Annotated in this window: 23 protein-coding genes; 6 read left to right on the plus strand and 17 right to left on the minus strand. The window is 62.4% G+C overall.

The features are described 5' to 3' along the window. Position 1: 1 nt before the first annotated feature. Positions 2 to 829 carry an anti-sigma factor family protein gene (locus ASE71_RS18275; protein ID WP_060518743.1) on the plus strand — a complete coding sequence of 276 codons (828 nt, stop codon included), beginning with the start codon at positions 2 to 4 and terminating at the stop codon, positions 827 to 829. A gap of 84 nt (positions 830 to 913) precedes the next feature. Here the strand turns inward: ASE71_RS18275 and leuA are convergent, their stop codons facing one another. After that, positions 914 to 2,623 (minus strand): 2-isopropylmalate synthase, encoded by a 1,710-nt coding sequence (gene leuA / locus ASE71_RS18280; RefSeq protein WP_060518745.1) that lies wholly within the window; start codon positions 2,621 to 2,623, stop codon positions 914 to 916. Positions 2,624 to 3,033: 410 nt separating this feature from the next. Further along, positions 3,034 to 3,618: an ATP-dependent Clp protease proteolytic subunit gene (locus ASE71_RS18285; protein WP_034788862.1), complete on the minus strand. Its 585-nt coding sequence runs from the start codon at positions 3,616 to 3,618 to the stop codon at positions 3,034 to 3,036. A gap of 239 nt (positions 3,619 to 3,857) precedes the next feature. Between ASE71_RS18285 and ASE71_RS18290 the strand changes: the two genes are divergently transcribed. Further along, positions 3,858 to 4,436 (plus strand): HupE/UreJ family protein, encoded by a 579-nt coding sequence (locus tag ASE71_RS18290; protein ID WP_060518747.1) that lies wholly within the window; start codon positions 3,858 to 3,860, stop codon positions 4,434 to 4,436. Positions 4,437 to 4,448: 12 nt separating this feature from the next. Next, positions 4,449 to 4,970 (plus strand): chloramphenicol phosphotransferase CPT family protein, encoded by a 522-nt coding sequence (locus tag ASE71_RS18295; protein ID WP_063891162.1) that lies wholly within the window; start codon positions 4,449 to 4,451, stop codon positions 4,968 to 4,970. Between the two features lie 16 nt (positions 4,971 to 4,986). Here ASE71_RS18295 and queF read toward each other — a convergent pair whose 3' ends face one another. From queF to ASE71_RS18310, 3 genes are all read right to left on the minus strand, one after another. Beyond that, on the minus strand, positions 4,987 to 5,451 hold the full coding sequence (gene queF, locus ASE71_RS18300) for a preQ(1) synthase (protein WP_034788869.1): 465 nt from the start codon (positions 5,449 to 5,451) through the stop codon (positions 4,987 to 4,989). A 144-nt stretch (positions 5,452 to 5,595) separates the two neighbouring features. After that, the gene (locus ASE71_RS18305; RefSeq protein WP_370689595.1) at positions 5,596 to 6,516 is read right to left on the minus strand and encodes a cation diffusion facilitator family transporter; all 921 of its coding nucleotides are present in this window, start codon (positions 6,514 to 6,516) and stop codon (positions 5,596 to 5,598) included. A gap of 123 nt (positions 6,517 to 6,639) precedes the next feature. Then, positions 6,640 to 8,214 carry an MFS transporter gene (locus tag ASE71_RS18310; RefSeq protein ID WP_060518752.1) on the minus strand — a complete coding sequence of 525 codons (1,575 nt, stop codon included), beginning with the start codon at positions 8,212 to 8,214 and terminating at the stop codon, positions 6,640 to 6,642. A gap of 179 nt (positions 8,215 to 8,393) precedes the next feature. Here ASE71_RS18310 and ASE71_RS18315 point away from each other — a divergent pair, with 179 nt between their 5' ends. Continuing rightward, a complete protein-coding gene (locus ASE71_RS18315) occupies positions 8,394 to 9,320 on the plus strand; it encodes a LysR substrate-binding domain-containing protein (protein WP_060518754.1) in 927 nt (308 codons plus the stop codon). An 87-nt stretch (positions 9,321 to 9,407) separates the two neighbouring features. Here the strand turns inward: ASE71_RS18315 and ASE71_RS18320 are convergent, their stop codons facing one another. The 3 genes from ASE71_RS18320 to ASE71_RS18325 all read right to left on the minus strand — a co-directional run bounded on the left by ASE71_RS18320 (position 9,408) and on the right by ASE71_RS18325 (position 13,980). Beyond that, on the minus strand, positions 9,408 to 11,597 hold the full coding sequence (locus tag ASE71_RS18320) for an anthranilate synthase (RefSeq protein ID WP_060518756.1): 2,190 nt from the start codon (positions 11,595 to 11,597) through the stop codon (positions 9,408 to 9,410). A 111-nt stretch (positions 11,598 to 11,708) separates the two neighbouring features. Further along, a complete protein-coding gene (gene trpLE, locus ASE71_RS36490) occupies positions 11,709 to 11,753 on the minus strand; it encodes a trpE operon leader peptide TrpLE (RefSeq protein WP_178385070.1) in 45 nt (14 codons plus the stop codon). Between the two features lie 124 nt (positions 11,754 to 11,877). After that, on the minus strand, positions 11,878 to 13,980 hold the full coding sequence (locus ASE71_RS18325) for a TonB-dependent hemoglobin/transferrin/lactoferrin family receptor (RefSeq protein ID WP_060518758.1): 2,103 nt from the start codon (positions 13,978 to 13,980) through the stop codon (positions 11,878 to 11,880). A 296-nt stretch (positions 13,981 to 14,276) separates the two neighbouring features. Between ASE71_RS18325 and ASE71_RS18330 the strand changes: the two genes are divergently transcribed. Continuing rightward, the gene (locus tag ASE71_RS18330; RefSeq protein ID WP_060518759.1) at positions 14,277 to 15,185 is read left to right on the plus strand and encodes an extensin family protein; all 909 of its coding nucleotides are present in this window, start codon (positions 14,277 to 14,279) and stop codon (positions 15,183 to 15,185) included. 27 nt (positions 15,186 to 15,212) lie between these two features. On the opposite strand, the gene ASE71_RS18335 is transcribed toward ASE71_RS18330, so the two are convergent. Continuing rightward, positions 15,213 to 15,665, minus strand: coding sequence for a YiiD C-terminal domain-containing protein (locus tag ASE71_RS18335; RefSeq protein ID WP_060518761.1), 453 nt, complete (start codon positions 15,663 to 15,665; stop codon positions 15,213 to 15,215). Positions 15,666 to 15,874: 209 nt separating this feature from the next. Between ASE71_RS18335 and ASE71_RS18340 the strand changes: the two genes are divergently transcribed. Then, positions 15,875 to 16,384, plus strand: coding sequence for a DUF1993 family protein (locus ASE71_RS18340; protein WP_060518763.1), 510 nt, complete (start codon positions 15,875 to 15,877; stop codon positions 16,382 to 16,384). Between the two features lie 85 nt (positions 16,385 to 16,469). Here ASE71_RS18340 and ASE71_RS18345 read toward each other — a convergent pair whose 3' ends face one another. The 8 genes from ASE71_RS18345 to ASE71_RS18380 all read right to left on the minus strand — a co-directional run bounded on the left by ASE71_RS18345 (position 16,470) and on the right by ASE71_RS18380 (position 26,357). Continuing rightward, a complete protein-coding gene (locus ASE71_RS18345; protein ID WP_034788903.1) occupies positions 16,470 to 18,149 on the minus strand; it encodes a formate--tetrahydrofolate ligase in 1,680 nt (559 codons plus the stop codon). Between the two features lie 166 nt (positions 18,150 to 18,315). After that, a complete protein-coding gene (locus tag ASE71_RS18350) occupies positions 18,316 to 19,542 on the minus strand; it encodes a DUF2333 family protein (protein ID WP_060518765.1) in 1,227 nt (408 codons plus the stop codon). Positions 19,543 to 19,545: 3 nt separating this feature from the next. Continuing rightward, positions 19,546 to 20,835: a DUF6638 family protein gene (locus ASE71_RS18355; protein ID WP_060518767.1), complete on the minus strand. Its 1,290-nt coding sequence runs from the start codon at positions 20,833 to 20,835 to the stop codon at positions 19,546 to 19,548. A gap of 19 nt (positions 20,836 to 20,854) precedes the next feature. Then, positions 20,855 to 22,771, minus strand: a complete 1,917-nt coding sequence (locus ASE71_RS18360) for an AAA family ATPase (protein WP_060518769.1) — start codon at positions 22,769 to 22,771, stop codon at positions 20,855 to 20,857. 2 nt (positions 22,772 to 22,773) lie between these two features. Further along, positions 22,774 to 23,922, minus strand: coding sequence for a hypothetical protein (locus ASE71_RS18365; RefSeq protein ID WP_034788914.1), 1,149 nt, complete (start codon positions 23,920 to 23,922; stop codon positions 22,774 to 22,776). 58 nt (positions 23,923 to 23,980) lie between these two features. Then, a complete protein-coding gene (locus tag ASE71_RS18370) occupies positions 23,981 to 25,069 on the minus strand; it encodes a hypothetical protein (protein WP_060518771.1) in 1,089 nt (362 codons plus the stop codon). Positions 25,070 to 25,290: 221 nt separating this feature from the next. Beyond that, positions 25,291 to 25,692, minus strand: a complete 402-nt coding sequence (locus ASE71_RS18375) for a c-type cytochrome (protein WP_082566328.1) — start codon at positions 25,690 to 25,692, stop codon at positions 25,291 to 25,293. 77 nt (positions 25,693 to 25,769) lie between these two features. Next, positions 25,770 to 26,357 (minus strand): thymidine kinase, encoded by a 588-nt coding sequence (locus ASE71_RS18380; RefSeq protein WP_034788924.1) that lies wholly within the window; start codon positions 26,355 to 26,357, stop codon positions 25,770 to 25,772. Positions 26,358 to 26,488 lie beyond the last annotated feature (131 nt).

Genomic DNA, 26,488 nt, shown 5'->3' on the forward strand with positions numbered 1-26,488 from the left:
GTTGCAACAGACAAGGGGTCAAGCGCTCGAAGTGCGCCTTTCTGCCTATATCGACGGCGAGATCGGCGAAGCTGAACGAACCGAACTCGACGCGATTCTCGCCCGCGACGAGGACGCCAAGGCGTTGTTCGAGAGGCTGAAGGCCGGCAGCAGCTTCGGCGATACCGCCTTCGAAGATTTCCTGCACGATCCCGTGCCGCTCGCTCTTGTCCGGCAAATCAAGCAGGGTCCGGGGGTCAATCCGAAGACCGAGCGGATTGCGGCAACGACGACCACTGTCCGGCACGCGCGGGTCTGGCCGCGCATGCTTGCCGCATCGGTGGCCCTGCTGCTGCTCGGCGGCGGCGCCGGCTTCATCGTCGGGACGGCGAACAGCGGGAGCGAGCCGACCAAGCTCGCCGCAGCGCGTGGCTGGCTCGACGACATCGCCGACTATCACCGCATCTATTCGCGGCAGAAGGAGCATCTAGTCGAGGTCCCGGCGACAGAGGGACCGAAGATCGAGACCTGGCTTGCCGCAAGCGTCGGCGTTCCCTTCAAGGTCCCGCAGCTTTCCGGCAAGGGCCTGACCTTCGAGGGCGCGCGGCTGCTCGTCGCCAACGGCAAGCCCGTGGCGCAGCTCGTCTACCGAAGCACCGAAGGCGAAATCTTCGCGATCTGTTTCCTCAAGAACACCACCGGCCCGCAGGCGGAGCAGTTCGACGAGAGCATCCGCGACGATCTCGGCATGGTCTCCTGGCAGCGAGGCGGCGCCTCTTTCGTGCTCGTCGGCCCGTCTTCCCATGTCGGCATCCAGGACATCGCCGAAGCCGTCGCCGCGACGATCTGAGATCGACGGCATTCCCCTACCCCTGAAACGAAAAGGCCGCGCCGGGTTTCCCCGACGCGGCTTCATTCGTAACGCTGAAGTGTATCAGCCGCGCTTCATCTCGAGTACGCGGTTTGCCGCCGAAACGATCGCTTCGAGCGAGGCGGCAACGATGTTGGTGTTGATACCGGCGCCGAACAGCTTGCCACCCGGGTGCTCCATCTCGACATAGGCGATCGCGGCTGCGTTCGAGCCGTGCTGCAGCGAGTGCTCGGAGTAATCCGCAACCGAGAGGTCGATGCCGAGATAGATCGACAGCGCATTGATGAAGCCGTCGATCGGGCCGGTGCCCTTGCCTTCGATGCGCTTGACCTCGCCATTGTCGGTGATCTCGGCCGCCACCACGCGCACGCCCTTGTGCTCGCCCACCGGATAAGTGTGATGGTCGACGAACTTGATGCGCGCGCCCGGCTGCTCGACGTAGCGCTCGATGAAGCGCTCGTAGATGCGCTTGGACGGCAGCTCCTTGCCTTCCTCGTCGGTGATGCGCTGGATGTCCTCGCGGAACTCGACCTGGAGGTTGCGCGGCAGGTTGATGCCGTAGTCTTCCTGCAGGATGTAGGCGATGCCGCCCTTGCCCGACTGCGAGTTGATGCGGATGATCGCCTCGTAGGAGCGGCCGACGTCACGCGGATCGATCGGCAGGTACGGCACTTCCCAGAGCGGCTTGTTGGCGGTCTTGATCGCCTTCATGCCCTTGTTGATCGCATCCTGGTGCGAGCCGGAGAAGGCCGTGTAGACCAGTTCGCCGACATAAGGATGGCGCTCGGGAATGACCATCTGGTTGGAGTATTCGTAGACTTCCTTGATCCGCTCGATATCGGAGCAGTCGAGCTGCGGATCGACGCCCTGCGTGAACATGTTCAGCGCCAGCGTCACGACATCGACGTTGCCGGTGCGCTCGCCATTGCCGAACAGCGTGCCTTCGACGCGGTCGGCGCCAGCCATCAGGCCCAATTCGGTGGCGGCGATGCCGGTGCCGCGGTCGTTGTGCGGGTGCAGCGAGATGATCAGGCTTTCGCGGTTGTCGAGGTTGCGGCACATCCATTCGATCTGGTCGGCATAGATGTTCGGCGTCGCCATCTCGACGGTCGAGGGCAGGTTCAGGATCAGCTTGTTGTCTGGCGTCGGCTTGACGATCTCGGTGACCGCGTTGCAGATCTCCAAGGCCACTTCGAGCTCGGTGCCGGTAAAGCTTTCCGGCGAATACTCGAAGCGGTAGCCGCCGCCGGCCTTGGCCGCCATGTCGGTGATCATCTTGGCGGCGTCGGTCGCAATCTGCTTGATGCCGCGCACGTCCTTGGCAAACACCACGCGGCGCTGCAGTTCACTCGTCGAATTGTAGAAATGCACGATCGGTTGGTGCGCGCCTTCCAGCGCTTCGAAGGTGCGGGTGATCAACTCGGGCCGGCACTGCACCAGCACCTGCAGCGACACATCCTTGGCGACATTGCCTTCCTCGATGCACCAGCGGGCAAAATCGAAATCGGTCTGCGAGGCCGAGGGGAAACCGATTTCGATTTCCTTGAAGCCCATGTCGAGCAGCAGCTGGAACATGCGGGCCTTGCGATCGTGCCCCATCGGGTCGACCAGCGACTGGTTGCCGTCACGCAGGTCGACCGAGCACCAGATCGGCGCCTTGGTGATCGTCTTCGACGGCCAGGTGCGGTCGGTGAGCGCGATCTGCGGATAGGCCTGGTACTTCACCGCCGCTTCCGGCATGCCAATCTTAACGGGATGGGATTTCTGGATCATTGCAGCTTCTCTTCATCACTGGACGTCCTGGCCGCCTTGCCATACCCGATCGGGGATCGGATTGCGATGGCTAATGCCGCGCCGAACGCGCCTTTATCCTAAAACACTTGATGGGGTCGAGGAGCATCCGCCGGCGTGGCTTTTCGGCCGCCGGGCGCTCCTCAGCGAACCCGGCAACCGCGAGTAAGGCCGAGAAGAAGAAGCGAGGCAAAGGCGCGCGACGGCGCACGATTGGTATCGTGTCCGGCGGGGATCGAGGCGATCCGATATGCGTCAGCCTTGGTCATGCTCAAAGCCTATACACGGCCTGCCAGAGTGGAGCAAGCCACGCGATGGCGAGGATCACCGCAAAAAGAAAAGGGCACCGGCGAAATGCCGATGCCCTCCAAATCCTTGACTTGCTTGCGAACTCAGATGTCCGCAGCAGACGAGATGATCCGCGAAACGAGGCCGTAGGACTTCGCTTCCTCAGCGGAAAGCCAGTAATCGCGGTCCGTGTCCTTGGCGATCTTCTCGACCGGCTGGCCGGTTGCGTCGGCGAAGATCTTGTTCAGGCGATCGTTCATCTTGATGATTTCGCGTGCCTGGATCTCAATGTCCGACGCCATGCCGCGGGTACCGCCCGACGGTTGGTGAAGCAGGAAGCGGGTGTTCGGCAGGCAAATGCGACGCTCCTTGGGAGCGCCGACAAAGATCAGCGCGCCGGCGGAAGCGACCCAGCCGGTGCCGATGGTCCAGACCTTCGGCTTCACGAACTTGATCATGTCGTGGATGCTGTCGCCCGATTCGACATGGCCGCCCGGCGAATTGACGAAGATGCGGATGTCTTCGTCGCTGGCGGCGGCAAGCGCCACGAGCTGCGAGCAGACCTTCTGCGCCAGTTCCTGATTGATCGACCCGTAGATGAAAATCGAACGCGACTTGAAAAGGTTCGCCTCCGTTTCCTTGCCGAGCGGCAATTCGGTCTTCTTGTCGTCCTCGTCGTCGTTCATCATCCGTTTTTCTCCGGCGTCTCATGAAGTCTTCAGTCAAAGTCAGATAATGCGACTCGACCCCGAAGACAATGCAACAAACCGAAGCGGCGACAAAGCAGCAAGGTCGACTATGCTTATGGTAAAAACACCTACCGCCAAATGCCGTATAGACAGGGGGACGGAGGCCAATAAGATCGGTCGCGTCAAACACTCAAGAGTGGGGCCAGCCTCCCAGGTCCCGCCGATCCATGGGGACACGCATGAACAGACGCATCCTGATCGCCACTGCGGCGCTGATCGCCTCCGCCGCACCCGCCTTCGCCCATCTCAATCCGGCAGAGCACGGCTCGTTTGCCGCCGGCTTCTCGCATCCGCTGTTCGGACTTGACCATATCCTCGTCATGGTCGCCGTCGGCCTCTGGGCGGCGCAGATCGGCGGTCGGGCGCTCGTTGTCGTGCCGGCGGCCTTCGTCGCAATGATGGCAGCGGGCTTCGCGCTGGCGGTTGCCGGTGTCGGCCTGCCCTTCGTCGAGCCGGCGATCCTCGCCTCGGTGGTGGCACTCGGCCTGCTTGTTGCCATGGCGGTGCGGCTCGACACGGCAGCATCCGCTGCGATCGTCGGCGTCTTCGCCCTCTTCCACGGCCATGCCCATGGCGGCGAACTCGGCAGCGCCGGGGCGCTTGCCTTCTCGGTCGGCTTCATCCTCGCCACCGCCGCGCTGCACGTGGCCGGCATCGGCCTCGGCATCGCCCTTCAGCGCCTCTCCGGCGGCGGCCTGCTTGCCCGCCTCCTCGGCGGCCTCACGGCTCTGGCCGGCGCTGCCTTGATCTTCGGCTGAAATCAAACGGGCATGCAGCACGGACGAATTATCTTTCTGAACGGCACGTCGAGTGCCGGAAAGTCAACGCTGGCAAAGGCGCTCCGGGAAATCCTCCCGGAGCCCTTTTGTTACTATGCCTCCGACCAGCTTGCCGACGCCGGATTTCGGGTCCTTAGGCGCGGCATGCATCATGGAATGCGCGGCGAGCGCGCGAGGTTCTTCGACGGATTTCATCGCTCGATCGCAGCCTTCGCCGAGGCCGGCAACGACCTGATCGTCGAGCATATCGTCGAGGAGAAAAGCTGGTCCGACGATATCAGAAGGCAAACCGCGCATCTGGACATCTTCTGGGTCGGAGTGCACGCGCCCATCGAAGACCTGGAGCGTCGCGAGCGCGAGCGTGGCGACCGCACGATCGGCGAAGCCCGCTTTCACTTGAAGACGCACGATTACTGCGCCTACGACCTAGAAGTGGACACGCGCGACCCGACCGATCAGGTTGCCGCGCGCATCGTTGACGCCTGGCTCAAACGCCCGTCACTCAGGCCGTAGCGGGGGATCTCCCGCTTTAGCCGCGACCGCGATAGGTCGGCACGCCCTGGTCGGGCAGCCACAGGCCCTCGGGCGGCTTGCCGGTCTGCCAGAAGACGTCGATCGGGATGCCGCCGCGCGGATACCAATAGGCGCCGATGCGAAGCCAGCGTGGCTGAAGCAACGACACCAGCCGTTGGGCGATCTCGATGGTGCAGTCTTCGTGGAATGCGCCGTGGTTGCGGAAGGAATGCAGGAACAGCTTCAGCGACTTCGATTCCACCAGCCATTCGTCCGGCACATAATCGATGACGATATGGGCGAAATCCGGCTGGCCGGTCATCGGGCAGAGCGAGGTGAATTCCGGCGCGGTGAAGCGCACCAGATAGTCCTTGCCCTTGTTGCCGCTCGGGACCCGCTCCAGCACCGCGTCTTCCGGGCTCTGTGGCAGGTCGACCTTTGCGCCCAGTTGCGAAAGGCCGGATACGTCAGTCTTGCTCATTTGCCTGTTGCTCCATGAGAACATCCGCACGTGGGTGCGGTCGACTGGCCTTTGCCCTCGTCGGCCCGCTCCGTTTGCGGCCCTTAAATCAGAACTGCCTCAAGAAGAAAACCTCGTCACGGTTGAAGTGCCGTCGACCTTGAATCAGTGGCGCCCGACCGTCGTCTTGACGCGCACACCGTGCGCCTTCTCACCTTCGGGCTCCACATGGATCGCGATCTTGGCACCGGGATGCACGTCCCGGATCGCATCCTCGATCCGGTCGCAGATGTCATGCGCCTCGCCGACCGGCATCAATTCCGGCACGACCATGTGGAAATCGACGAAGATCGCCGGACCGGCCTGACGGGTCTTCAGATCGTGCACGCCGAGCGAACCCGCGGCGTTGGCGGCGATCGCCTGTTTGATCGCTTCTTCTTCCTCACCCGAGACGGCCCGGTCCATCAGCCCGTCGATCGAGCGCGAGATCACCATCCAGCCCTGGTAAAGAATGTTGCAGGCGACAATGACGGCCAGCAGCGGATCAAGGATCGCGTAGCCGGTGGCGATCGCAAGCACGAGGCCGACGAGAACGCCGATCGAGGTGACGACGTCCGACAGGATGTGGTGGCCGTCGGCGCTGAGTGCCGGCGAGCGGTGCTTGCGGCCGGCGGTGATCAGCACATAGGCCCAGATGGCGTTGATGACGCCGGCGACGAAGTTGATCGCCAGGCCCAGAGCCGGTGCTTCCATCAACACTGGCGCCATCATTGCCGGCACCGCCTCCCAGACGATGAGCAGTGCCGCAACGACGATCAGAACGCCTTCGATAACGGCCGAGAAATACTCCGCCTTGTGGTGACCGAAGGGGTGGCCGGCGTCGGCCGGCTTGGAAGCATAGCCGATCATCAGATAGGCGATGACCGCCGCGATCACGTTGACGGTCGACTCCAGCCCGTCGGAGAGAAGCGCGATCGAGCCTGTCAGCCACCAGGCAAGCAGCTTCAGGCCGAGCACAGCGAGCGAGAGCGGTATGCCCCAGAAAGCAAGGCGGAGCACGGTGCGGTTTTCGGTTCCAGTCGTCATTGTCATTCCTCGTGCAGATGCAAACGAGTTGCAAACGCAAGCCCATTCAAACGCAAAACCGCCCGCGCGAATTTTCGCGCAGGCGGTCGATGGACAAGCATATGCTGGATTAAGCGGCGCTTGTCAAAGATTGGATCGGCCGGTTCCGGTTTCTCCGCAGGCAATCGCCTCGAAAGGCAGAGCACCGGCTTCGATCTCCGCATCACCGGCGGCCCTATCGCCCCGGCCGATGAAGAAGAATACCACGGCCGCAGTTGCGACAGTGATGCCGGTCAAAACCAGAAGCAGGACGCTGAACGCGTCGCCATAGGCCTGCAGCAGCGCGGCGTGCGATGTCTCAGGGGCAAGCTGCATCGCCGCGGGCAGATTGCCGGTGACGATACGCTGCGCCATGGGAGCCGCAGTGGCGCCGGCTTCCGATCCGAGGTTCCAGGCCGTAAGCGCGGAGAGGATGGCGGTCACGATCGCCAGCGCAATGCCCTCCCCGGCCACGCGCGTGGTGCTGAAGATGCCCGTCGCCATGCCGGCGCGCTCCTTCGGCACGACACTGACCGCAAGCCCGTCCATCAGCCCCCAAGGCAAGCTGATGCCGAGACCGATCATCATCAGTGGTGCAAGCAGCGTGGCCGGCCCGGACCCCGCCGGAAACAGACTGAGCCAGAGGAGCCCGGCCGCCGATATCAGCAAGCCCACACCGCAGATAACCGCCGGCGTGAACCAGCGCGTCAGAAGGCCCGCCGCGATCGGCAGGATCAGAAGCGGCGCGGACATGGCGATCATCATCTGCCCGCCCGCGACGGCGCTCATGCCTTCGATACCGATGAAGCGGACCGGAAGCAGGATGAGCAGCACCACGAAGCCGTAGGCGGGGGCTGCCGCCAGCAATTGCACGCCGACAAAACGCGGATATCGAAACAGCGTCAGATCCAGCATCGGCCGCGCGACCGAACGCTCGATCCGCCAGAAGGCCAGGAAGAAGAACACCGATGCCGCGAGCATCGCGAGCACGAGCGGATGGCTCCAGCCGCTTTCCGGACCCTGCAGAATGCCGAAGGTGAGTGCGGTGAGCGCCGCCGTGAAACTTGCCGCTCCCTTCCAGTCGAGGCCAGCAGCGTCCGGATCGCGCGTTTCCCGCATGAAGACCGCACCGAGTGCCAGAGACAGGCCGGCGAGCGCCACGACCAGGACGAAGATCGTCCGCCAGCCGAAGGCCTCGACCATCAGGCCGGAGGCGATCGGCCCGAAGGCAAGGCCGACACCGAAGCTGGCGCCGACCAGGCTGAAGGCCCGGAGCCGCTCGTTCTCGTCGAACTCCTGTGCGAGCGAAGCCATGCCGCCGGAAAAGGCGGCGGCTGCCCCAATACCCTGAAGCGCTCTCAGGGCATCGAACCATAGGATATCCCGAGCGAAGGCGAGCCCGGCCGAAAACAGCAGGAAGGCCGCAAGACCACCCAGGAACACGCGTTTGCGACCGAAACTGTCGGCAAGCGCACCGGCCGCCATCAGCGAACTGCCGAAGGTCAGCATGAAGGCGTTGGTGACCCAGTTGAGGGCAACTGGATCGGCGCCGAGGCTGTGACTGATCGACGGCAGCGCCACCGCCGGTCCGGTGAAGGTGAGCGGCATTGCCGCCGCGGCGCAACAGACCGCAAGAAGGACGAGCCGGCGCCCGCGTGGTTCTCGAATTTCGGTTCTCATTCCCCGTTCCATCCGTTCGAGCAAAGGGGATACCCGCGCAGGCCCGGTAGGACCTTGCGTCTTGAGGTCGACACTTGCCGGGTATCGATTGACGAATGCAGGATAGTTTCGACATAATTCGATGAGAACGGCATCAAGGCTCCGATCATACCGGAACAAAACGCTCGAATGGAGGTAGCATGGATCGCTTGAGCGGCTTGACCGCCTTCGTCCGCACCGCCGACCTCGGCAGTTTCGTCGCGGCCGGTCGCGTGCTCGGCCTGTCCGCTTCCGCGGTCGGAAAGGCTGTTACCACTCTCGAACGAGAACTCGGCGTCCGCCTGCTGCAGCGCTCGACCCGTAGTATCCGCTTGACCGAGGAGGGACGCCTCTTTCACGATCGCTGCCGCCGCATCCTCGATGATCTCGATGACGCCGAGGCGTCGTTGGCGGACGCCGTGGCGACGCCGCGCGGTCGGCTGCGCGTCAGCGTGCCGATCGTCAGCTACCACCTGCTGTTGCCGGTGCTGCCGGAGTTCGTACGGCGTTATCCCGAAATCGAACTCGACCTCGACTTCAACGACCGCATCGTCGACCTGATCGACGAGGAAGTGGATGTCGCGATCCGCAGCGGCGTGCTGCCGGATTCACGACTGATGACGCGCGCGCTCAGGCCGTTCCAGCTTCTGCTCTGCGCTGCTCCGTCATACCTTCGAGAGCATGGCAGGCCCGAATGCCCCCGCGACCTCGAAGGACACCATGCGGTTCGCTTCCGCTTTCCCAACAGCCGCAAGCTGCAGGAATGGCCGATCACGCTGCCGCCTGAGGGAAAGGAGCCGCGCCTCAAGACCGTGCTCAACTGCAACAACATGGAAGCGCTCGGCGGCGCCGTGCTTAGCGGCCTCGGCATCGGCTGCCTGCCGGACTTTCTCGCCCGCCACCATCTTCGCGACGGCAGACTGCACACAGTGCTCGACGCCCATCTCGACGCGCCCGGACAGTTCCACCTGCTGTGGCCGTCGAACCGTCACCTCTCCCCCAAGGTCCGCGTCTTCGTCGATTTTCTGAGCGAGCGACTGTTTGCCGATCGCTGCGAGAATGTGCCGGCCATTCAGGCGGTACAGTAGGAACAGAAAGTGCCGCCTCCACGGTGGAAGCGGCACCTTGTCTTCGCCAACATCTGCTCCATCCCGGAATAGGGATTGCCGGGCTAATCAGGCGGCCTTGATCTTGGCGCGCTTGGCGAGGTGCGCCACGACGTTCTCGATCATCCGCATGCCGGCGTCGCCGCCGAGCGTCATGATCGATTCCGGATGGAACTGCACCGCCGCCACCGGCTCCTTCGTGTGCTCGATGCCCATAATCGTGCCATCTTCGCTTTCGGCGGTGATCATGAACTCCGCGGGCAGGCTCGCCGGATCGGCAAAGATCGAATGGTAACGACCGACGGTCACTTCCTTGCCGAGGCCGGAGAAGACGATGCCCGGCTCCAGCACGCGGATGCGCGACGGCTTGCCGTGCATCGGGATCGCGAGTTGGCGGAGATCCCCGCCGTAGGCTTCGGCAAGCGCCTGCAGCCCGAGGCAGACACCGAAGATCGGCAGGTCGCGCGCCCGCGCCTTCTTGATCGTCGCCTTGCAATCGAAATCCTTGGGATTGCCAGGTCCGGGCGAAAGCACGACGAGATCCGGCTTCACCCGATCGAAGATCTCTTCGGCCACCGGCGAGCGCACCGTCGTAACGGTCGCCCCCGTCTGGCGGAAATAGTTCGCAAGCGTATGGACGAAGCTGTCCTCGTGATCGACCAAGAGGATGTTGACGCCGGCGCCAACAGCGGCAACGTCGCGACCGGCCTTGCCGGCATTGGCGGATCTCGCATCGCGAATGGCAGCGATCATGGCGGAGGCCTTCAGTTCGGTTTCGGCTTCTTCTTCTTCCGGATTTGAATCGTAGAGCAGCGTCGCCCCTGCCCTCACCTCGGCGATACCGTCCTTGATGCGGATCGTGCGCAGCGTCAGGCCCGTGTTCATGTCGCCATTGAAGCCGACCATGCCGATCGCGCCACCATACCATGCGCGCGGGCTCTTCTCATGGCTTTCGATGAAGCGCATGGCCCAGAGCTTCGGCGCACCCGTGACGGTCACCGCCCAGGCGTGGCTGAGGAAGCCGTCGAAGGCATCCATGTCATCGCGCAGGCGTCCCTCAATATGGTCGACCGTATGGATCAGGCGCGAATACATCTCGATCTGGCGGCGACCGATGACCTTGACCGAGCCCGGCACGCAGACCCGGCTCTTGTCGTTGCGGTCGACGTCCGAGCACATGGTGAGTTCGGATTCGTCCTTCTTGGAGTTCAACAGCTTCAGGATCTGCTCGCTGTCGGCGATCGGATCGTCGCCGCGCTTGATCGTGCCCGAGATCGGGCAGGTCTCGATGCGGCGGCCGGAAACACGCACGAACATTTCCGGCGATGCGCCGACGAGATATTCCTGATTTCCGAGGTTGATGAAGAAGGAATAGGGCGACGGATTGATCGCCTTCAGCCGGTTGGAAATCTCCGACGGCTTGCTCTCGCAGCGCTCGAAGAATTTCTGGCCGGGCACCACTTCGAAAAGGTCGCCGCGGCGAAAGCTCTCCTTCGCCTTGACGACGAGTTCGGCATATTCGCCCGGGTGATGGTCGCCATGCGGCGGAATGCTGTCGACGGTCTTAAAGGGTTCGCTGGCGATCTCTTCCGCCTTGCCTTCGGTCGTCTTGCCGTCCTTGGCGAAATCGTAGCGGTCGATCCAGGCCTTGGCTGCGTAGTGGTCGACGACGAGGATTTCATCCGGCAGGAACAGCACCATGTCGCGCTGGTCGTCGGGACGCTTCAGCTTCAGGTCGATCGCATCGAACTGGAAGGCGAGATCGTAGCCGAAGGCACCGTAGAGCCCGAGGCTCGCATCCTCGGCCGAATGGAAAAGATTGGTGACGGCGCGCAGCACGCTGAACACCGTCGGCATCTTCGAGCGCTCTTCTTCCGTGAAGACGCGATCCGGCGCGTTGATCGTCAGGTCGAGGCGACGGCTGGTCGAAGCGCCGAGCGTGATGTCGGCGACGGTCTTCAGATGCTCGGCGATGATCGCAAGCAGCACTTCGCCGCGGCCGTTATAGGCTTCAATCCAGAGCGAGCGGCCGAAGGAGGAGATGCCGAGCGGCGGATCGACGACAGCCGTGTCCCAACGAGTGTAGCGGCCGGGATATTCGTAGTTGGAGGAGAACACTGCGCCGCGGCGTTCGTCGAGCTTGTCCACATAGCTCGCGATCGCCTGGCCATAGGAAGCTTCCCGCCGCCGGCGCGTCACCGTAATGCCGCCCTTGGTGGTGTAGCTCTCCGAGCCGTCCTCGAGAATTACCGTTGCCATTCGCCTCGCTCCGTAAAAGCCCGGTCCTTGAGCGGCCTGGATACAAAAAAGCCGCCTCGAAATCTCCGGGCGGCTTCATCTCTCAATCACGCATGACTGGTCAAGGCCGCTTCAGCGAGCCCACCACCAGATCGAAATGTTGCGTGCGTTTTCCATGGGCGAAAGTGTTAGCTTGGGTTGCGAACTTGCGCAAGCGGGAAAGCGGCGCGCATCGTCACGGTTGCGCCAAAAAAAGAGGCGGCCCCGAAGAGCCGCCCCGACTGGAATTGATCTGATCCTATCAGAACTTCGCCTTCGCCGTCACCAGGAAGGTGCGGCCGCGGCCGGTATCGATCGTGCTTCCGGCAATGGTGCTCGAAGACGGCGTATAGGTCTTGTCGAACAGGTTCGTGACCTGGGCCGTGACTTCAAAGCCGTTTTCGAACTTGTAGTTGGCGAAGAGATCGACGAGACCGTAGCCCGGAACGTTCGGCGGCGTACGATTGATTTCGCCGACAAACGCGTTCGAAACGGCGTAGAGGCGCGTACCGACCGTCAGGCGCTGGTCTTCGAGGAAGCGGGCGCCAAGCGTTGCGCTGACAATGTTTTCAGGCAGGTAGCTCTGCACGCCGAAACCATTGATCTGCGACGGCAGATCGCTCTCGGTGTAGGTGTAGGCAAGGTCGCCGAAGACGTATCCGGCGTCATACGCCGCCTGCAGCTCGAAACCCTGGACCGTCGAGATCCCGGGATTGTTGACGAAGAAGATCTGACGACCGCCGTTGAGCATCGCTGCGGTGATGTAGTTGTCGACTCGGTTATGGAAGTAGTTGGCCTTGACCCGCAGGCTGTCGCTGGGATCGAGCAGCCCGTCGAAGGCGAAGTTCGCACCGATTTCCCAGCCCTTGGAGGTTTCCGGCTCAAGAAACGGATTGGGGAAGAACGACTGGCCCGACGGTCCCGGATGTGTGCCGCCGGCGAAGGTCTCGTTGACCGTCGGCGAACGCGAGGTTTCCGCGTATGTAACGTATGGCTGGAACCACTCCGTCGGGTTGAGCGCGACCGTGATGCTCGGGTTGAGGCGACCTTCGGACTTATCGACGGTATAAGGGCCGGCCGGCAGACCGATCGGGTTGCCGGCAACGACAGCGCCGGAGCCATCGAGGCTGAAGTGATCCCATCTCAGGCCTGCCGTCAGATCCAGCATGCCATAGGTGAAGGTCGTATTGCTGAAGACGCCGGTGGTGGCATTGGTGCCGCTGCCGTTGACGCCGGCGCCCGGCCGGGCCGTGCTGTTGATGACATCGTAGTCGTCGCGGAAATACTCGACGCCGTAGTTCGCCTTGACGGCAACGTCGCCAAGGTCGAACAGAGAGGTGTTCGAGATGTCAAAGCCCTTACCCGTGTCGGTGATGCGCCGACCGGCCGCCGTGCCGCCACCGCGAATGTCGGTGTCGTACTTCATCTTTAGCCGGTTCCAGTAGGCGTTCGCACGGAAATCGATGAGTTCGTTGTCCGGCGTGTAGGAATAGCTTGCAGAAACCGTCTGGTTCTTCACGTTCTGGAAGTAGGAGTTCGCGAAGAAGTCGTTGTCATAGGTGAGGCCGGTGAGCTTGAAGGTGTGATCCTTGTCCGGCGTCACTTCGAACTTCAACAGGCCCGACAGAAGGTCTTCCTCGGTGAAGGGTACCTCGACCCCTTTGCCGTTGTCATAGTTGCCGGGATCAGCCTTGCTGATGCCGCCGAGCACGGAGAAGACGTCATTGAAACGGTAAGCGCCGATCAGTGATTCCGACCAGCCGGCACCGTTTGTGCCGTACGTAGCCGAAGCAATGCCACCGTAGTTCTTGCCGTCCTGGATCAGGTCTTCGACATCATAGGTCCGGAAGTTGACCGAACCGGCCAGTGCACCGCCGCCAACCCCGGTCACGGCGCCGCGGGTCACATCGATTTCGGAAAGGAATGCCGGGTCGAAATAGGCAAAACCCTGGGCTTCGTGGCCGGTGAAGCGGAAGTTCTGGCGCACGCCGTCGATCATCATGTTGACGCGGCCGGAACCCTCGAAACCGCGGATGTTGACCGCGACGCCCGGGTTTTGCGGGTTGTTCGCGGTCGAGGTGCCGGGAACGCTGCGCAACAGGTCGTCAGTCTCCTGCCCCGATTGCAGATCGATCTGGTCCGTCGTGACGACGCTGACGGGGCCGGGCTTGGCATAGGGGTCAGCGGTGCGCCCGCCCTTGGCAACGATCGGCGAGAGGTAAGTTTCGCCCTTCTTTGTCTCCTCGGCCTTCTCTTCCGACTTAGCCTGGGTTGTTGCGCTTTGCGCGAATGCGACGGTAGCGACTGAAATTGCAAGAGTTGTCGTGCAAGCCAAAAGAGCCAGGCGACGATGCCGGGTGAGCATGGACCAATCCTTTGATTTTCGGAGGCCGGGCTTGCTGTTGAGCGGCAAACTCAAGGGGCTGGCTGGGCGGTAGATTCTAGAGCGGCGCGACATGTCGTCGCCTCATTTAAGCCGCATAAAAAACATGAGTGTTCTTGTCAACATACAAAGGCAGTCCCCACAATTTATGGGGTCGTACCAATTCGAGGCGTTGCTAAACTGCAACGCTTTTGCCGAAGGCCGGATGAAACCAGATCCGGTTCCGTGCGTTCCCTCCCTTCCAGGCCCCGCTGCGGGGGCAATGCGAAAGGACCCGGATGCGTCGCTCTTTTCCCTTGATCCTGCTGTCACTCCTGATCCTCACCGGCGCCAGCCTGCCGAAATCCGGACCGATCCCGCTAAAAAAGCCGCCGATCGAAGCGGGAGAGAAAGAGGCTGCTCCCACACCCGAAGAGAAACCGGCGACGCTTACGGACGGTGGCAAGGCCGATCAGCCAGAGGTGCCGACTGGCGACGAACAGCCCGTGCCGCAGCCAAAGCCCAAGGACGGGAGTGAAGGAGCGGCGAAGGATCAAAAGCCGGCCACAGGCGAAAAGGACCAGCCCGCCGACGACAAGAAAGAGGAAAAGCCGGCACCGATCGTCTATCCGCCGGTCGAAGCAGAGGACGCCGCCGACTACGCAAAGTGTGTCGCCGACCTGAAGGCGATCGGAGCGACGTTTGTCGAAGCCAAACGCATCGACGACGGCAAGGGCTGCGGCATCGACAAGCCACTGGAGGTCACGAGCATCCTGCCCGCCGTCACACTCGCGCCCAAGGGGCTTATGCGGTGCGAAACGGCGCTGGCGCTTGCACGCTGGACCAAGGAGACCGCACAGCCGGCCGCCGAAGTCGCCTTCGACAAGACCATCAAGATCGAGGCGCTGAACCAGGCATCGACCTATATCTGCCGCCTGCGCAACAATGCGACGACGGGCAAAATCTCCGAGCACGCCCACGGCAACGCCGTCGACATCGCGTCCTTCACGTTAAGCAACGGCGCGACGATCGCCATCCAGCCGCGCGACGAGGATGGCACCATGGACGGTGCCTTCCAGCGCGCGGTCACTGCTTCCGCCTGCCTCTACTTCAAGACTGTGCTCGACCCCGGCAGCGACGCCGCCCACGAAACCCACCTGCATCTCGACGTCATCGAGCGCCGCAACGACTACCGCTACTGCCGCTAGGAATGAGCCTCCTTGCGCTGGCGCTCGTCAGGCGTTGTCGTAGCCAAGGGCGACAAACTCGCCCTCGAAGCGACCGGCCAAGGTGTCGCCGTCGAGGAGGTCGGCAACGACCACGGCGCGCGCCCTGCCCCAACGTTCGAGCAATCGCAGAAAGCCCGGCCATTGCCCGGCATCCACCAGCGACGAGCGTGCGGCGAAAGCGCCGGCGACCGGCTTCAGATAATCCATCCGGTTGCTCTGGATCACCAGGCGCGCCGCAACGCCGCTTTTGCGCATGCGCACATTCAGCAGCGACCAGGCCGACAGGATCGCGAGCGCCGAGGCGCTGCCGCCGAACACCGTGTCACGGTAGTTGATGTTGGGTGCAAGCGGCGCCGAGAGCAGCACATGATCGTCGCTCACCGCATCCACGCGGACCTGCATCGCCGCTGACAGCGGGATGTGGTTATGAAGATAGGACTGGAGTTCCTCTGGCGTCATCGTGGCATCCCTGATGCGTTCCTGCGCGGATCAGTGCACGAGACCACATGTCCTGACCAGAGCAAGGCGCCTGCGTCCTGTCGTCTCCCGCAAGCCCCTCGTAGCCCAAAAGATACCGGGCTGCGCGCCTTGCAGGAGCCCGCCCCGGCTCCCAAATACGGCGCGAGGAAAATCCACCCGTTTTGCGCCTAATCTCAAGGAAATCTGTCATGGCATTGACGATGTACCAGCTCTCCATTCCCGCACTCGTTCGCGGCCTCGGTGTCCTCACCAAGCTGCTCGACAAGGCAGAGGCTTTCGCTGAGGAAAAGGGCATCCCCACGGATGATCTCTTCCACGCCCGGCTGGCGCCCGATATGCTGACGCTTGCCGGCCAGGTGCAGCGTGTCAGCGACACCAGCAAGGGCCTGGTCGGCCGGCTGACGTCGATCGAAGTGCCCCGGTTCCCGGACGAGGAAAAGACGTTTGACGAACTGCGCCAGCGCATCGCCAAGTCCGTCGCCTTCCTTGAAACGGTGCGCCCTGTCGATCTCGAAGACAGCGACAGTCGCGAAGTCGTGCTGAATTTCCCGAACGTGAAGGTAACGCTCACGGGTGAGGAATACCTGCAGAAATTCGTGCTGCCGAACTTCTACTTCCACCTAACGACCGCCTACGACATCCTGCGCCACAAGGGCGTGCCGCTCGGCAAGGCAGACTTCCTCAGCCTCACTGCCTGATTTCCGCGGCGGAAGACCCCGGACACAGCAATGCCGCGCATCCACCCGGATGCGCGGCATTGTTTTTCAGGCAGGCAGGAAGCGCCTAGAACAGGCCCTCGATGTAGCCCTGATCATTGAGGAAGATCTTTTCCGACGAAGGCACCTTCGGCAGGCCGGGCATCGTCATGATCTCGCCGGTGATCACCACGATGAAGCCGGCGCCGGCGGCCAGCCGCACTTCACGGATCGGCACAGCATGGCCTGTCGGCGCACCGCGCAGGTTCGGATCGGTCGAGAAGGAATACTGCGTCTTTGCCATGCAGATCGGCAGATGGCCGTAACCCTGATCTTCCCAGCTGCGCAGCTGGTCGCGCACCGACTTGTCGGCAATCACCTCGCTCGCATGGTAGATGTCCTTGGCGATCGTCTCGATCTTGTGGAAGAGCGACATGTCGTCGGGGTAAAGCGGCGAGAACTGCGAGTGTCCGCCCTCGGCAAGTGCCGCCACCTTCATCGCCAGCTCCTCGATGCCGGCGGAGCCCTCGGCCCAATGGCGGCAGAGCACCGCTTCGGCGCCAAGCGTCGCCACATAATCCTTGATAGCCTGCACTTCGGCCTCGGTATCGGAGGTGAAGTGGTTGATCGCGACGATGACGGGTACGCCGAACTTCTTGACGTTCTGCACATGCCGGCCAAGGTTGGCGCAGCCCTTGCGCAGCGCTTCCAGATTTTCCTTCCCGAGGTCGTCCTTCTTGACGCCGCCGTTCATCTTGATCGCGCGGACGGTCGCGACCAGCACCGCGGCATCCGGCTTCAGCCCGGCCTTGCGGCACTTGATGTCGAAGAATTTTTCCGCGCCGAGATCGGCGCCGAAGCCGGCTTCGGTCACCACATAGTCGGCAAGCTTCAGTGCCGTCGTCGTCGCAATCACCGAGTTGCAGCCATGGGCGATATTGGCAAAGGGGCCGCCATGGACGAAGGCGGGGTTGTTTTCGAGGGTCTGCACCAGGTTCGGCTGAATAGCATCCTTGAGCAGCACCGCCATCGCCCCATCGGCCTTGATGTCGCGCGCAAAGACCGGGCTCTTGTCACGGCGGTAGCCGATGATGATGTTGCCAAGCCGCTGCTCGAGATCCCTAAGATCCGCCGAAAGGCAGAGGATCGCCATGACTTCGGAGGCAACGGTGATGTCGAAGCCGGTCTCGCGTGGATAACCGTTGGCGATCCCGCCGAGCGAGCCGACGATGTTGCGCAGTGCGCGGTCGTTCATGTCCATCACCCGCCGCCACGAAATACGACGGACGTCGATGTTCTGCTCGTTGCCCCAGTAGATGTGGTTGTCCAGCAGTGCTGCGAGCAGATTGTGCGCCGAGGTGATCGCGTGGAAATCGCCGGTGAAGTGGAGGTTCATGTCCTCCATCGGCACAACCTGCGCATAACCGCCGCCGGCAGCACCGCCCTTGACGCCGAAGCAGGGCCCGAGGGACGCCTCGCGGATGCAGATGATCGCCTTCTTGCCGATGCGGTTCAGCCCATCGCCGAGGCCCACGGTCGTTGTCGTCTTGCCTTCGCCTGCCGGCGTCGGGTTGATCGCCGTCACCAGGATCAGATGGCCGTTCTTCTTCCCGCGCTGGCGGGCGATGAAATCGGCGCTGATCTTCGCCTTGTCATGGCCGTAGGGCAGCAGGTCCTCCGGCGGTATGCCGAGTGCGGCCCCGATCTCCAGGATCGGCTTTTTCTTCGCCGCGCGCGCAATCTCGATATCGGACTTGACCTCCGCCATGACAGTCCCCTCCCCAGGGTCTCGTTTTTACCCGCGCCTTTCAAGGCGCAGTTCATGATACCGGAGCGGGATGAGGAAACGCGTCTGCGGTTTTCGACCCGCGTCCCGCTTGAACTCAAGTAATCGGCAGCGCCCGGATACTCGGGCGCCACCTTACCGTTCGGTCTTAGCGCGCGAGGATGTCGCGCATCTCGACGATGTTGGAGCGGACGCGCAGCGTATAGAAGCCCATCGTCGCCAGATGCGTCGGCATGATCCAGCCGGCTTCCTCGCCATTGGAGATGATCCATGGCTGGATGCGGAGTGCTGCCCGCAGTTGCTTGATCGTTTCCGTCCAGATCGGCAACAGGCCGCGCTGAGCGACGACGTTGTCGAAGTCGGCACCGGCAGCCGAAAGGATGCCGTAGTAGCCGTAGAGCTGGCCATAGGCGAACCAGAAGCGGTCATCCGCACGCGTGTCGAACCAGCCGCCATTGTGGTTTTCCGAGCGCTCGCGCAGGATCGCCGAGGTGTTGCCGAGGTCGTTGGCGACACGGTCGAGGAACTCGACGAGGTTATCGGAGCGGCCGTCGAAAATCGCCTCACACTTGCTGAGCGAGGTGTTGAAAGACCTCAGATCCTTCATCGCCGCGCGATAGAAGCTCGGCGTCGGAGTTTTCGGACCGAACGGGTTGATCCCGAAGTACCAGGTCTCTTCATCGAACTGCATGTTGCCGCGCGCGCTCTGCAGGGCGTTGTTGATGCCCGAGGTGCCGCGCATGCGACCGAGCGAGTCGACGAGCTCCACGGAAGTACGGCGGATCGCCTGGTTGACCCCGCGCTGGAACGACGCCTTGTTGTCGAGCCAGGGCGTGTCGTCCCAGTCGAGCCCGAAGAGGCCGACCTTGTAGAGCAGCATCGACGAGATCCAGGCATTCTCGTTGACATTGAAATCGATGAGGTCGGCGGTGACATCGACGATCGCCGACGTCTGGCACACGGTGCCGGCCGGCAGTTGAACGGCCGCGAGCGCCTCCGGCGTCGATTCCATCGGCTGCGTTGCGACACCCGCAAGGTTGTTGGCAGTGCCGCCGGTCGTCGATTGTCCCGTCGACGTCGCACCGGGGCCGCTCATCGGCGAGCCGGCGGGCACCTTGCGCTCTGCCAGCTTGTACTGGTCGATGTAGTCTTCGTTGAAGTTCGTCCAGGCCTGGGCCTGCCAGATGAAGTAGCCGTAGAACAGGACCAGACCGATGAGGATGAGGCCGATCGGCCCCTTGAGCAGCCAGCTGCGCTGCCGGTACCAGTTGCCCGCCGCCACGAAGGGCCAAAGCAGCCAGGCAACGACGAGCCCGATGCCGCGCCCGATCGCGGTGAAGACACGCTGGAAAAACGCAACGATCGGATCGAACATGTCCTATTCCTCTCTGAGCCCATAGAGCTTGTGGCGGAAGGCCGCCTTGTCTTTCAGATATGTGCCGGTCAGCGTCGCCACAACGTACTCCTTGAAGCTTTCGCTATAACGCTCGTAGGCGTCGTAGAAACCTTGCTTGTCGAAGACGAAGCGCGAGACGAAATCGCGGGGCACGAGCTGGGATATCAGCCGGTTGACCAGCCATTGGTCCGGATGGGTGGGTGCTGCGCGCACCAACATGAAGCGATTTGCCGGCGCCACGTCCTGCATCCTGATCGTGCCGGTGGCAGCGACCGTGCGGATCATCTCCTGCAGGAACGGATAGGCGCCGTCTTTTGCGACCGCGGCGGCATATCGGTGCATCCAGGTCTGCAGCCAGATCCGGTCGGCATTGGCAAGATCGGCCGTCGGGTCGCTCTCGTTGATCAGCCCGCGCACCACCATGTCTGCGCGGTGCTGATAGAGCCCGGAATCCTCGACCCAGGAGGCCTGCGGCAGTTGCAGCCGCTTGGTCGAGGCGAGGAAATCGTAGATCCGGGCGTGATCGTTTATGGCGATATAGCTCACCTGCCAGGGCCGCGAGCGGCGGAAGCCTGGCACCGAGGGGTCGCAGATGACTGTCGTCGTCTTGTCGTCGAGAAAGACATAGACGCCGCCGAAATGATTGGCCCAGAAGGCTTCGTGATGGAAGACGAGCTGATCCGGCACCAGTGCGTTCTGGCGGATATCGCCGGTCTGCTTGGCAAGCTCGACCATGCGCGTCAGCATCTCGTCGTCGGCCCAGGCCGTCGGCACCTTCTTCAAGCGGTCGACGAGACCACGCAGCTCGGCCGCCTTGCCGAGCATGTCCTCGGCCGAAAGCACCCGGAACCGCACCTCGTTGATCGACAAGAGATCGTCGATGTCGTTTACGACCGAGACCGAATCCTCGATCTCGCCATAGAGCGCATCCTTGATGGTAATCGCGTTGATCGCACGGCTGTTGGCGTTGAAGAACTCGTGCATCAGCGCGGCCGTGTTGGAAAAGCTCGTATGCACGACCGGCAGCTCCGCCTGCTCCGGCGTCATGATGATGAAGCGGCGGTTGACCCGGTTCGGATCGAGGTAGTCACGATCCCCCAGTTCGTCGGCGATCTCAGGCGAAAAGCCGGTCATGTCGATGCTGAACTGGGTCAGCGCCGTCGGTCGCAGGCCAAACCCTTCGAGCGCCTTGTTGTAGCGCGCGATCAGATGCGGCTCGGAGATATCGAGCAGCCGTCCATAGATGAGTTCCGCTTCAAGCAGGCGTTTCATCGGTCAGTTTTTCCTAGCATCACCCCTGCCACCGGCCGTCGCGTTTCATCGCCTCGATCTCGCGGATCGCCTTTTCGCGCTGGCGCTCGCGGCGGATGATGTCGGTGACGGCGGCATCGTCCGACTTGTCGGTGTAGCGGAATTCGCTGTCGGCGTAGCGGTTGATCTCCTGCAGCACCATGTCGATGGTGATCGGACCCCGCAGCGCCTCGATCATCGCTTTCTTCTCGTCATAGCCCTTGTGCATGAAGGAGCCGGCGTCCTTGAACCAGTCATCCGGCAGTTCCACGTCCATTGCTCTCAGCTTGATCGCGTCGGTGATGTTCTTGATCGCCCGACCGGTAAAGCGCGGCTCGGCCTCCTTGATCATGTGCAGATAGGCGCCGACATCGGCAAGCGAGGCGATCGCGCCCTTCTCCTTCTCGTAACGCTCCCAGACAGCGGCGAGGCCATCTTCCTTCGGCCGCGCGTGCTCAGCATAGGACTGAGCAACCGCGCGTTTGATCTCCTGCCCCTCGAAAAGCTGGTGCTCGCCAAGCGGGATCTTGTGGTTCTTGCCGACGAGCAGCGCGAAGATGTCGATGTAGTCGTCTTCGGTCTGCGGACCGTCGACCAGCCAGCGGGCGCCAGCGCGCTGGCGCAGCGCGTCGTCGACATTCTCCGGGTAGTTGGAGAACATGCCGAAGGTGCAGTTGCCGCGCACCACGGTAGAGGCGCCGGCAAAGCTCTCCATCAACACCGCCGTCACCTCGTGCTGGCCGGCAGAGGCTCGATCGTCGGAGCGCTTCGCCGCCACCTGGTCGACATCATCGATCGTGCCGAAACCGATCGCCCGCGGATTGATGACGTTGTTGACGAACTCCTTGCAGTTCTGCCCGGACTTGCCCTGATAGGAGGAGATCTGGTCGACGCCGAAGTTCTCGTAGTGGAAGGCGTAGCCGGCGATCTCGCAATAGTCGTTGAGCATGCCGGCCAGCATCTGGATCAGGATCGTCTTGCCGGTGCCCGGCATGCCGTCGCCGATGAAGGTGAAGAGGAAGCCGCCGAGCTCGACGAACGGGTTCATCTGCCGGTCGAAGTCGTAGGCCATCAGCATCTTGGCAAGCTTCAGCGCCTGATACTTGGCGATGTGGTTGCCGATGATCTCCTCGGGCTTCTTGAAGGTCATGACCAGTGGCTTGCGCTTCTGGCCGGGTGCGACGTCCAAACCGTTCAGCGTAAAATCGTCCTGGTCGAGCCGGATATGCACGGTCTCGAAGCTCTGCAGCCCGGTAAAGCGCGCCTTGCGGGCAATCAGCCCTTCGATCGCCACACGCGAGAAGGCCCGCGCCCGGGCGGTCAGCGCCAGATCATCGGGGGCCCCGGCAAGACCGCGATCGAGCGCCGAAATCAGGCTCTTCAGCGCGTCCTGCGGCGTGTCGAACAGGAAGTCGGGCTCGACAGCATCGTCGACCGGCTCGCCCTCGCCCGCCAGGGTCGCGCCGAGATAGGCAGCGAGTGTGAAGGCCGCGACGTAAGCCGAAGCCGACAGCAGCGCCCTGAACTGGTTCGCCTCCTCTCCGCCAAGCGGCGAGGTGGCGTTCTTCGCCTGCAGCTGTTCGAGGCTCGTCTGGCGGGCAAAGACATCGGCGACGGCCAGCGCCACCTGGATGCCGCGCCGCGTCCGGTAGAGCACGGCGTGCTGGGCCGGAGAGAACATCGGGTCGCCCTGGCGCACCGCCTGAATCGTCTTCGTCAGCTCCACCTCGCGCGTGCGCCGCTGGCCGCCAGTCGAAACTGTCGACACGAAGCGCCGGCCGGTGCCGGCAAGCGACGTTCCGGCGGCGGCATCTTCCCGCTCCAGGATGATGAGCTTCGTCACCAACCCTTGCGCCACCGCCTGGTGCTTGGCGATGTCGTCCTCGTGCAGCGTCGTCAGCCCCGTATTGAGTGTCATCGTCAAACCTCGCTCACGACCTGGTTGCCGGAAATGACGTGGACCTTGTAGTCGCCGAACACCTGTTCCGCCTCGCCGGCGGCATAGAGCGCCTGATAGGCGTCGTGCGGCACCAGCGCGTGCTTCTCGTAGGAAGAAACCCCCATGCGCGTCGCTTCCAGATTGGCGGTGTCGATGTGGAATTCTTCCTGCGCCGGGGTCGACGACCAGAAGCCGCGCTTGGCCGGCCGCTCCGATTTCGAGAAGACCTCCTGCACCGTCCAGGTCAGGAGCCAGGCGTTCTCGGTCTTGCGTACCTTCGAGAGGATGTCGTTGATGCGCGCATTGTTCTCGGTGATCCCGGCGGAGTAGAACGGCCCGAGCACGATGCGGCGCAACTGCTTCGGATGCAGCTCGTCAAAATCCTTGTCGAGATTGGTGGCGATCGTCACCGGTGTCAGCGAATAGCTGCTGTTCTTGGACGCAAAATCGTCAAAGCGGCTGGCAAGCTCCGGATTGAGCAGGCCGCCGACCGGCAGTGGAATTTCCACCTGCGGGTTGAGCTTGCCATCAGCGGTCACCAGCATGTCGACGATCTTTTCCGAGGAATCCTCGATCGTCGCCATGTAGACCATCGGCAGAGTATTGGCCCCGTCGAAGGCGCCCCAGCTCACGATGTAATAGGGCCGCATCGTCTTGGAATTGACGGCGACACGGATGGTCTCCGGCAGGATGAAGGGCGAAAAGATCTCGCCCTTGCCGATCTGCTCCAGATAGAGCCGCTCGGCCATGCGCGTCTGCAGCGCTTCTGGAAACGCCTTCTGGCGCAGGATGAAGTCGACCATCTCGTCGCGCAGCGCATCGGCCGATGGAATATCGGCCAGGCGCTTCGTCGCCGTCTGGCGATCGTTCTCCAGTTCCAGCACGTTCTGAAAGACCGGAAAGCCGCTTTCGGCGCGCGAAATCCGGAACTGGTCGACGAAGCCGATCCTGTTCTCCCAGCAGTCGATCGAGGCCTTCAGCCGGCCAAGATAGGGAACGATCACTTCGCCGACGACGGTGTTGCGATAGAGCGGCGAGTTGCGGTCGCCGAGAAAGAGCTCAAGCCCGGCGAGTGCCGCGTGGATCGACGCGAAATACTGTGCGACAGCGGATGAAGCCGCGACCTTCATGCAAATCCCCGTGGCGCGTGCCGAAAGGCAAACTCGGTTCGGATCATGCGCCGCCCGTTCACTGCTTCACGTAATTGGCAGTGTTGTGCTTGTCCATGACAGCCTGGAAGCGGCGGGCAAAGGCATCGTCTGCCAGCTTCTTGCGGCGCTGGATATCCTGCGTTGAAAGCATGTTCTTTTCATGCATTTCCAGGAGATCGCCGATGTGGCGTTGCGCGGCGGCACCGATGCCGGCCATCGTCTCCTCGGCGGCCGTGTCGACCTGGCTGCCGAGCGTGTTGATCTTGTGCGCGACGTCCTGCTGGGCGGCGGTCTTCAGCGAATCTTCCAGCGCCTTGTAGAGCACGATGCGCTGCTCGGTATCGATCGTCAGCTTGTTGATCAGCGTGTTCTGCGCGGCGATCTGGTTGTTGAGCGAATCGACGAAGGTCTGGAACATCGAGGTATAGCGCTCGAGCGTCTGGCTCTCGGCCAGCAGTTCCTGTTCCTTGGCCTGCTTCTCGTTATATTCGGTCGCAAGCGCGGAGCGCTCGCCTTCGAGCTCGGTGCGCACCTTCTGCTCGGTCGAGGCGGCGATGCGGTTTTCGATGTCGAGCAGCAGCGGGTTCAGTTCCTCGATGCGCTTCTGCACCGCTTCGAGGTTCGCCATCGTGCCCTTGCGGCGCTCGATCACCTGGATCAGGCTCTGCTCCGAAGTCTTGTAGCGCTGGTCTAGGATCGACTTCTGTTCCTTGAGGATGCCGACGATCATGTCGGACTTGGAAAGCAGTTCCTGCAGGTTGCCGGCAAGCGACATGTTGCGCACGCGGTCGGTGCGCATGCGCTGCATCTTCTGCTTGGAGAAGATGCCGATGAACTTCTCGTAGCCCGTATAGTTCTTCATGCTCTCGAATTCGGAGCCGAAGACATTGGTCGCGTCTTCGAGGCCGATGATCAGGTCGGCGATGTTGGCTTCCATCACCTTTTGCTGGTTGATCACGTCCTGGATGCGGGCATTCTCGATGTCGAAATTGACGTCGCCGAGCTTGGTTTCGGCCTTGGCGAACTGTTCGAGCACGACACCTGATTGTTGGAGCTTGCCGCGCATCTGCTCGACCACGCCCTTCGTCTTTTCGATCTCCGCGTCAAAATTCTGAAGAGTCGCCATGCCCTGCCCCTCGGTCCACCGTGGCGATATCCGCCAGCCCGGCTGAATTATTCAGCCTTCGATTGCAGTTATATAAAGGGTGTTTACCGAAAGAGAACAAGCCTTTCCCGGCAGCTTTTTGATCAGCCACCACAGCGAAGTGCTTGAGATATCGACGGCATTGCCGCGCGCAGGTCCAGGAAAGATGGGAAACGGTTCTCCGTCCGGGGTTTGCGTCGTCCCTATTTGGCAGCCGGCGACGCCTTCAAATAGGCAATCACGTCGGCGATGTCCTGCGGCTTCTTCAGACCGGCAAAAGCCATTTTGGTGGCACCGACCATTGCCTTGGGGCTCAGCAGGTATTCGCTCAACGTCGCCTCGTCCCAGACGCGACCCTCAGCGCCAAAGGCCTTCATTGCATCGGAGTAGTTATAGTCGGCGACGGACGCGGCCGGGCGTCCGACGACACCCATGAGGCTTGGGCCGACGCGGTTTGTCGGCTCGCTTGCCGTGTGACAGGCCGCGCATTTGCGAAAGACGGCAGCGCCAGCCGTAGCGTCGCCGCCGGCATGGGCGACCGTTGCGCCAAGACAGAGCGTGCCAAGACAGAGCGTGATGGAAAGGCTGGTGACGAGACGCAACATCGAAGACCCCTGGCGTGCGATAGAGGCGAAGAATGGCATCGCGCGCGTGGCGGTTTCAAGCCGCCACGACGCCGCACTCACTCGCAGCGCATCAGGTCGTCCCAATGGCGCCGGCAATAGGAGACATATTTCTCGTTGCCGCCAACCTCGACCTGGGCGCCCTCGCGCGCGACCTTGCCCTCACCGTCCAGGCGCACGACCATCGTCGCCTTGCGGCCGCAATGGCAGATGGTGCGCACCTCGCGCAGCTCGTCGGCAATCGCCAGCAGCGCCATCGAGCCCGGAAACAGCTTGCCCTGGAAATCCGTACGCAGACCATAGGCCATGACCGGAATACCGATGCGGTCGGCGACGCGGGCGAGCTGCCAGACCTGCCCCTCATTGAGGAACTGCGCCTCGTCGACGAAGATGCAGGCGATCTCGCCTTCGCCATCCGAGTGCAACCGATCGATCAGCCCATAGAGATCGTCGTCGCCGTGAAAGGGAATGGCGTCCGCACCAAGACCAATGCGCGAGGAAATGCGGCCGACGCCGCCCCGGTCGTCATGGGCGGCGATCAGCATCACCACGCGCATGCCGCGCTCCTGGTAGTTGTAGGAGGCTTGCAGGAGCATCGTGCTCTTGCCCGCATTCATCGTCGCATAGCTGAAATAGAGTTTGGCCATAGTCACCGCGTCCGGTTTTTCCGTTTTTTGGGTAATGACGAGGCTTGGCCGGGAAGGCCAGAGCCCGTTTGCAGCACCCACAGTTTTTCGGCGGACTAGACTATTTCGTGGACATTGCGACATCGAGCGTC

It is taken from the genome of Ensifer sp. Root954 (assembly GCF_001429005.1).
GTDB classification, from domain to species: domain Bacteria; phylum Pseudomonadota; class Alphaproteobacteria; order Rhizobiales; family Rhizobiaceae; genus Ensifer; species Ensifer adhaerens.

What these genes read in the sequence shown, in the direction of transcription:
- ASE71_RS18355 (WP_060518767.1), bottom strand. Translation starts at nt 20,835, where the DNA reads ATGAAACGCCTGCTTGAAGCGGAACTCATCTATGGACGGCTGCTCGAT.
- ASE71_RS18285 (WP_034788862.1), bottom strand. Translation starts at nt 3,618, where the DNA reads ATGATGAACGACGACGAGGACGACAAGAAGACCGAATTGCCGCTCGGC.
- ASE71_RS18330 (WP_060518759.1), top strand. Translation starts at nt 14,277, where the DNA reads ATGCGTCGCTCTTTTCCCTTGATCCTGCTGTCACTCCTGATCCTCACC.
- ASE71_RS18380 (WP_034788924.1), bottom strand. Translation starts at nt 26,357, where the DNA reads ATGGCCAAACTCTATTTCAGCTATGCGACGATGAATGCGGGCAAGAGC.
- ASE71_RS18320 (WP_060518756.1), bottom strand. Translation starts at nt 11,597, where the DNA reads ATGGCAACGGTAATTCTCGAGGACGGCTCGGAGAGCTACACCACCAAG.
- ASE71_RS18345 (WP_034788903.1), bottom strand. Translation starts at nt 18,149, where the DNA reads ATGGCGGAGGTCAAGTCCGATATCGAGATTGCGCGCGCGGCGAAGAAA.
- ASE71_RS18310 (WP_060518752.1), bottom strand. Translation starts at nt 8,214, where the DNA reads ATGAGAACCGAAATTCGAGAACCACGCGGGCGCCGGCTCGTCCTTCTT.
- ASE71_RS18375 (WP_082566328.1), bottom strand. Translation starts at nt 25,692, where the DNA reads ATGTTGCGTCTCGTCACCAGCCTTTCCATCACGCTCTGTCTTGGCACG.
- leuA (WP_060518745.1), bottom strand. Translation starts at nt 2,623, where the DNA reads ATGATCCAGAAATCCCATCCCGTTAAGATTGGCATGCCGGAAGCGGCG.
- ASE71_RS18370 (WP_060518771.1), bottom strand. Translation starts at nt 25,069, where the DNA reads ATGGCGACTCTTCAGAATTTTGACGCGGAGATCGAAAAGACGAAGGGC.
- ASE71_RS18365 (WP_034788914.1), bottom strand. Translation starts at nt 23,922, where the DNA reads ATGAAGGTCGCGGCTTCATCCGCTGTCGCACAGTATTTCGCGTCGATC.
- ASE71_RS18315 (WP_060518754.1), top strand. Translation starts at nt 8,394, where the DNA reads ATGGATCGCTTGAGCGGCTTGACCGCCTTCGTCCGCACCGCCGACCTC.
- ASE71_RS18305 (WP_370689595.1), bottom strand. Translation starts at nt 6,516, where the DNA reads ATGACGACTGGAACCGAAAACCGCACCGTGCTCCGCCTTGCTTTCTGG.
- ASE71_RS18335 (WP_060518761.1), bottom strand. Translation starts at nt 15,665, where the DNA reads ATGACGCCAGAGGAACTCCAGTCCTATCTTCATAACCACATCCCGCTG.
- ASE71_RS18360 (WP_060518769.1), bottom strand. Translation starts at nt 22,771, where the DNA reads ATGACACTCAATACGGGGCTGACGACGCTGCACGAGGACGACATCGCC.
- ASE71_RS18325 (WP_060518758.1), bottom strand. Translation starts at nt 13,980, where the DNA reads ATGCTCACCCGGCATCGTCGCCTGGCTCTTTTGGCTTGCACGACAACT.
- ASE71_RS18350 (WP_060518765.1), bottom strand. Translation starts at nt 19,542, where the DNA reads ATGTTCGATCCGATCGTTGCGTTTTTCCAGCGTGTCTTCACCGCGATC.
- ASE71_RS18290 (WP_060518747.1), top strand. Translation starts at nt 3,858, where the DNA reads ATGAACAGACGCATCCTGATCGCCACTGCGGCGCTGATCGCCTCCGCC.
- ASE71_RS18295 (WP_063891162.1), top strand. Translation starts at nt 4,449, where the DNA reads ATGCAGCACGGACGAATTATCTTTCTGAACGGCACGTCGAGTGCCGGA.
- queF (WP_034788869.1), bottom strand. Translation starts at nt 5,451, where the DNA reads ATGAGCAAGACTGACGTATCCGGCCTTTCGCAACTGGGCGCAAAGGTC.
- ASE71_RS18340 (WP_060518763.1), top strand. Translation starts at nt 15,875, where the DNA reads ATGGCATTGACGATGTACCAGCTCTCCATTCCCGCACTCGTTCGCGGC.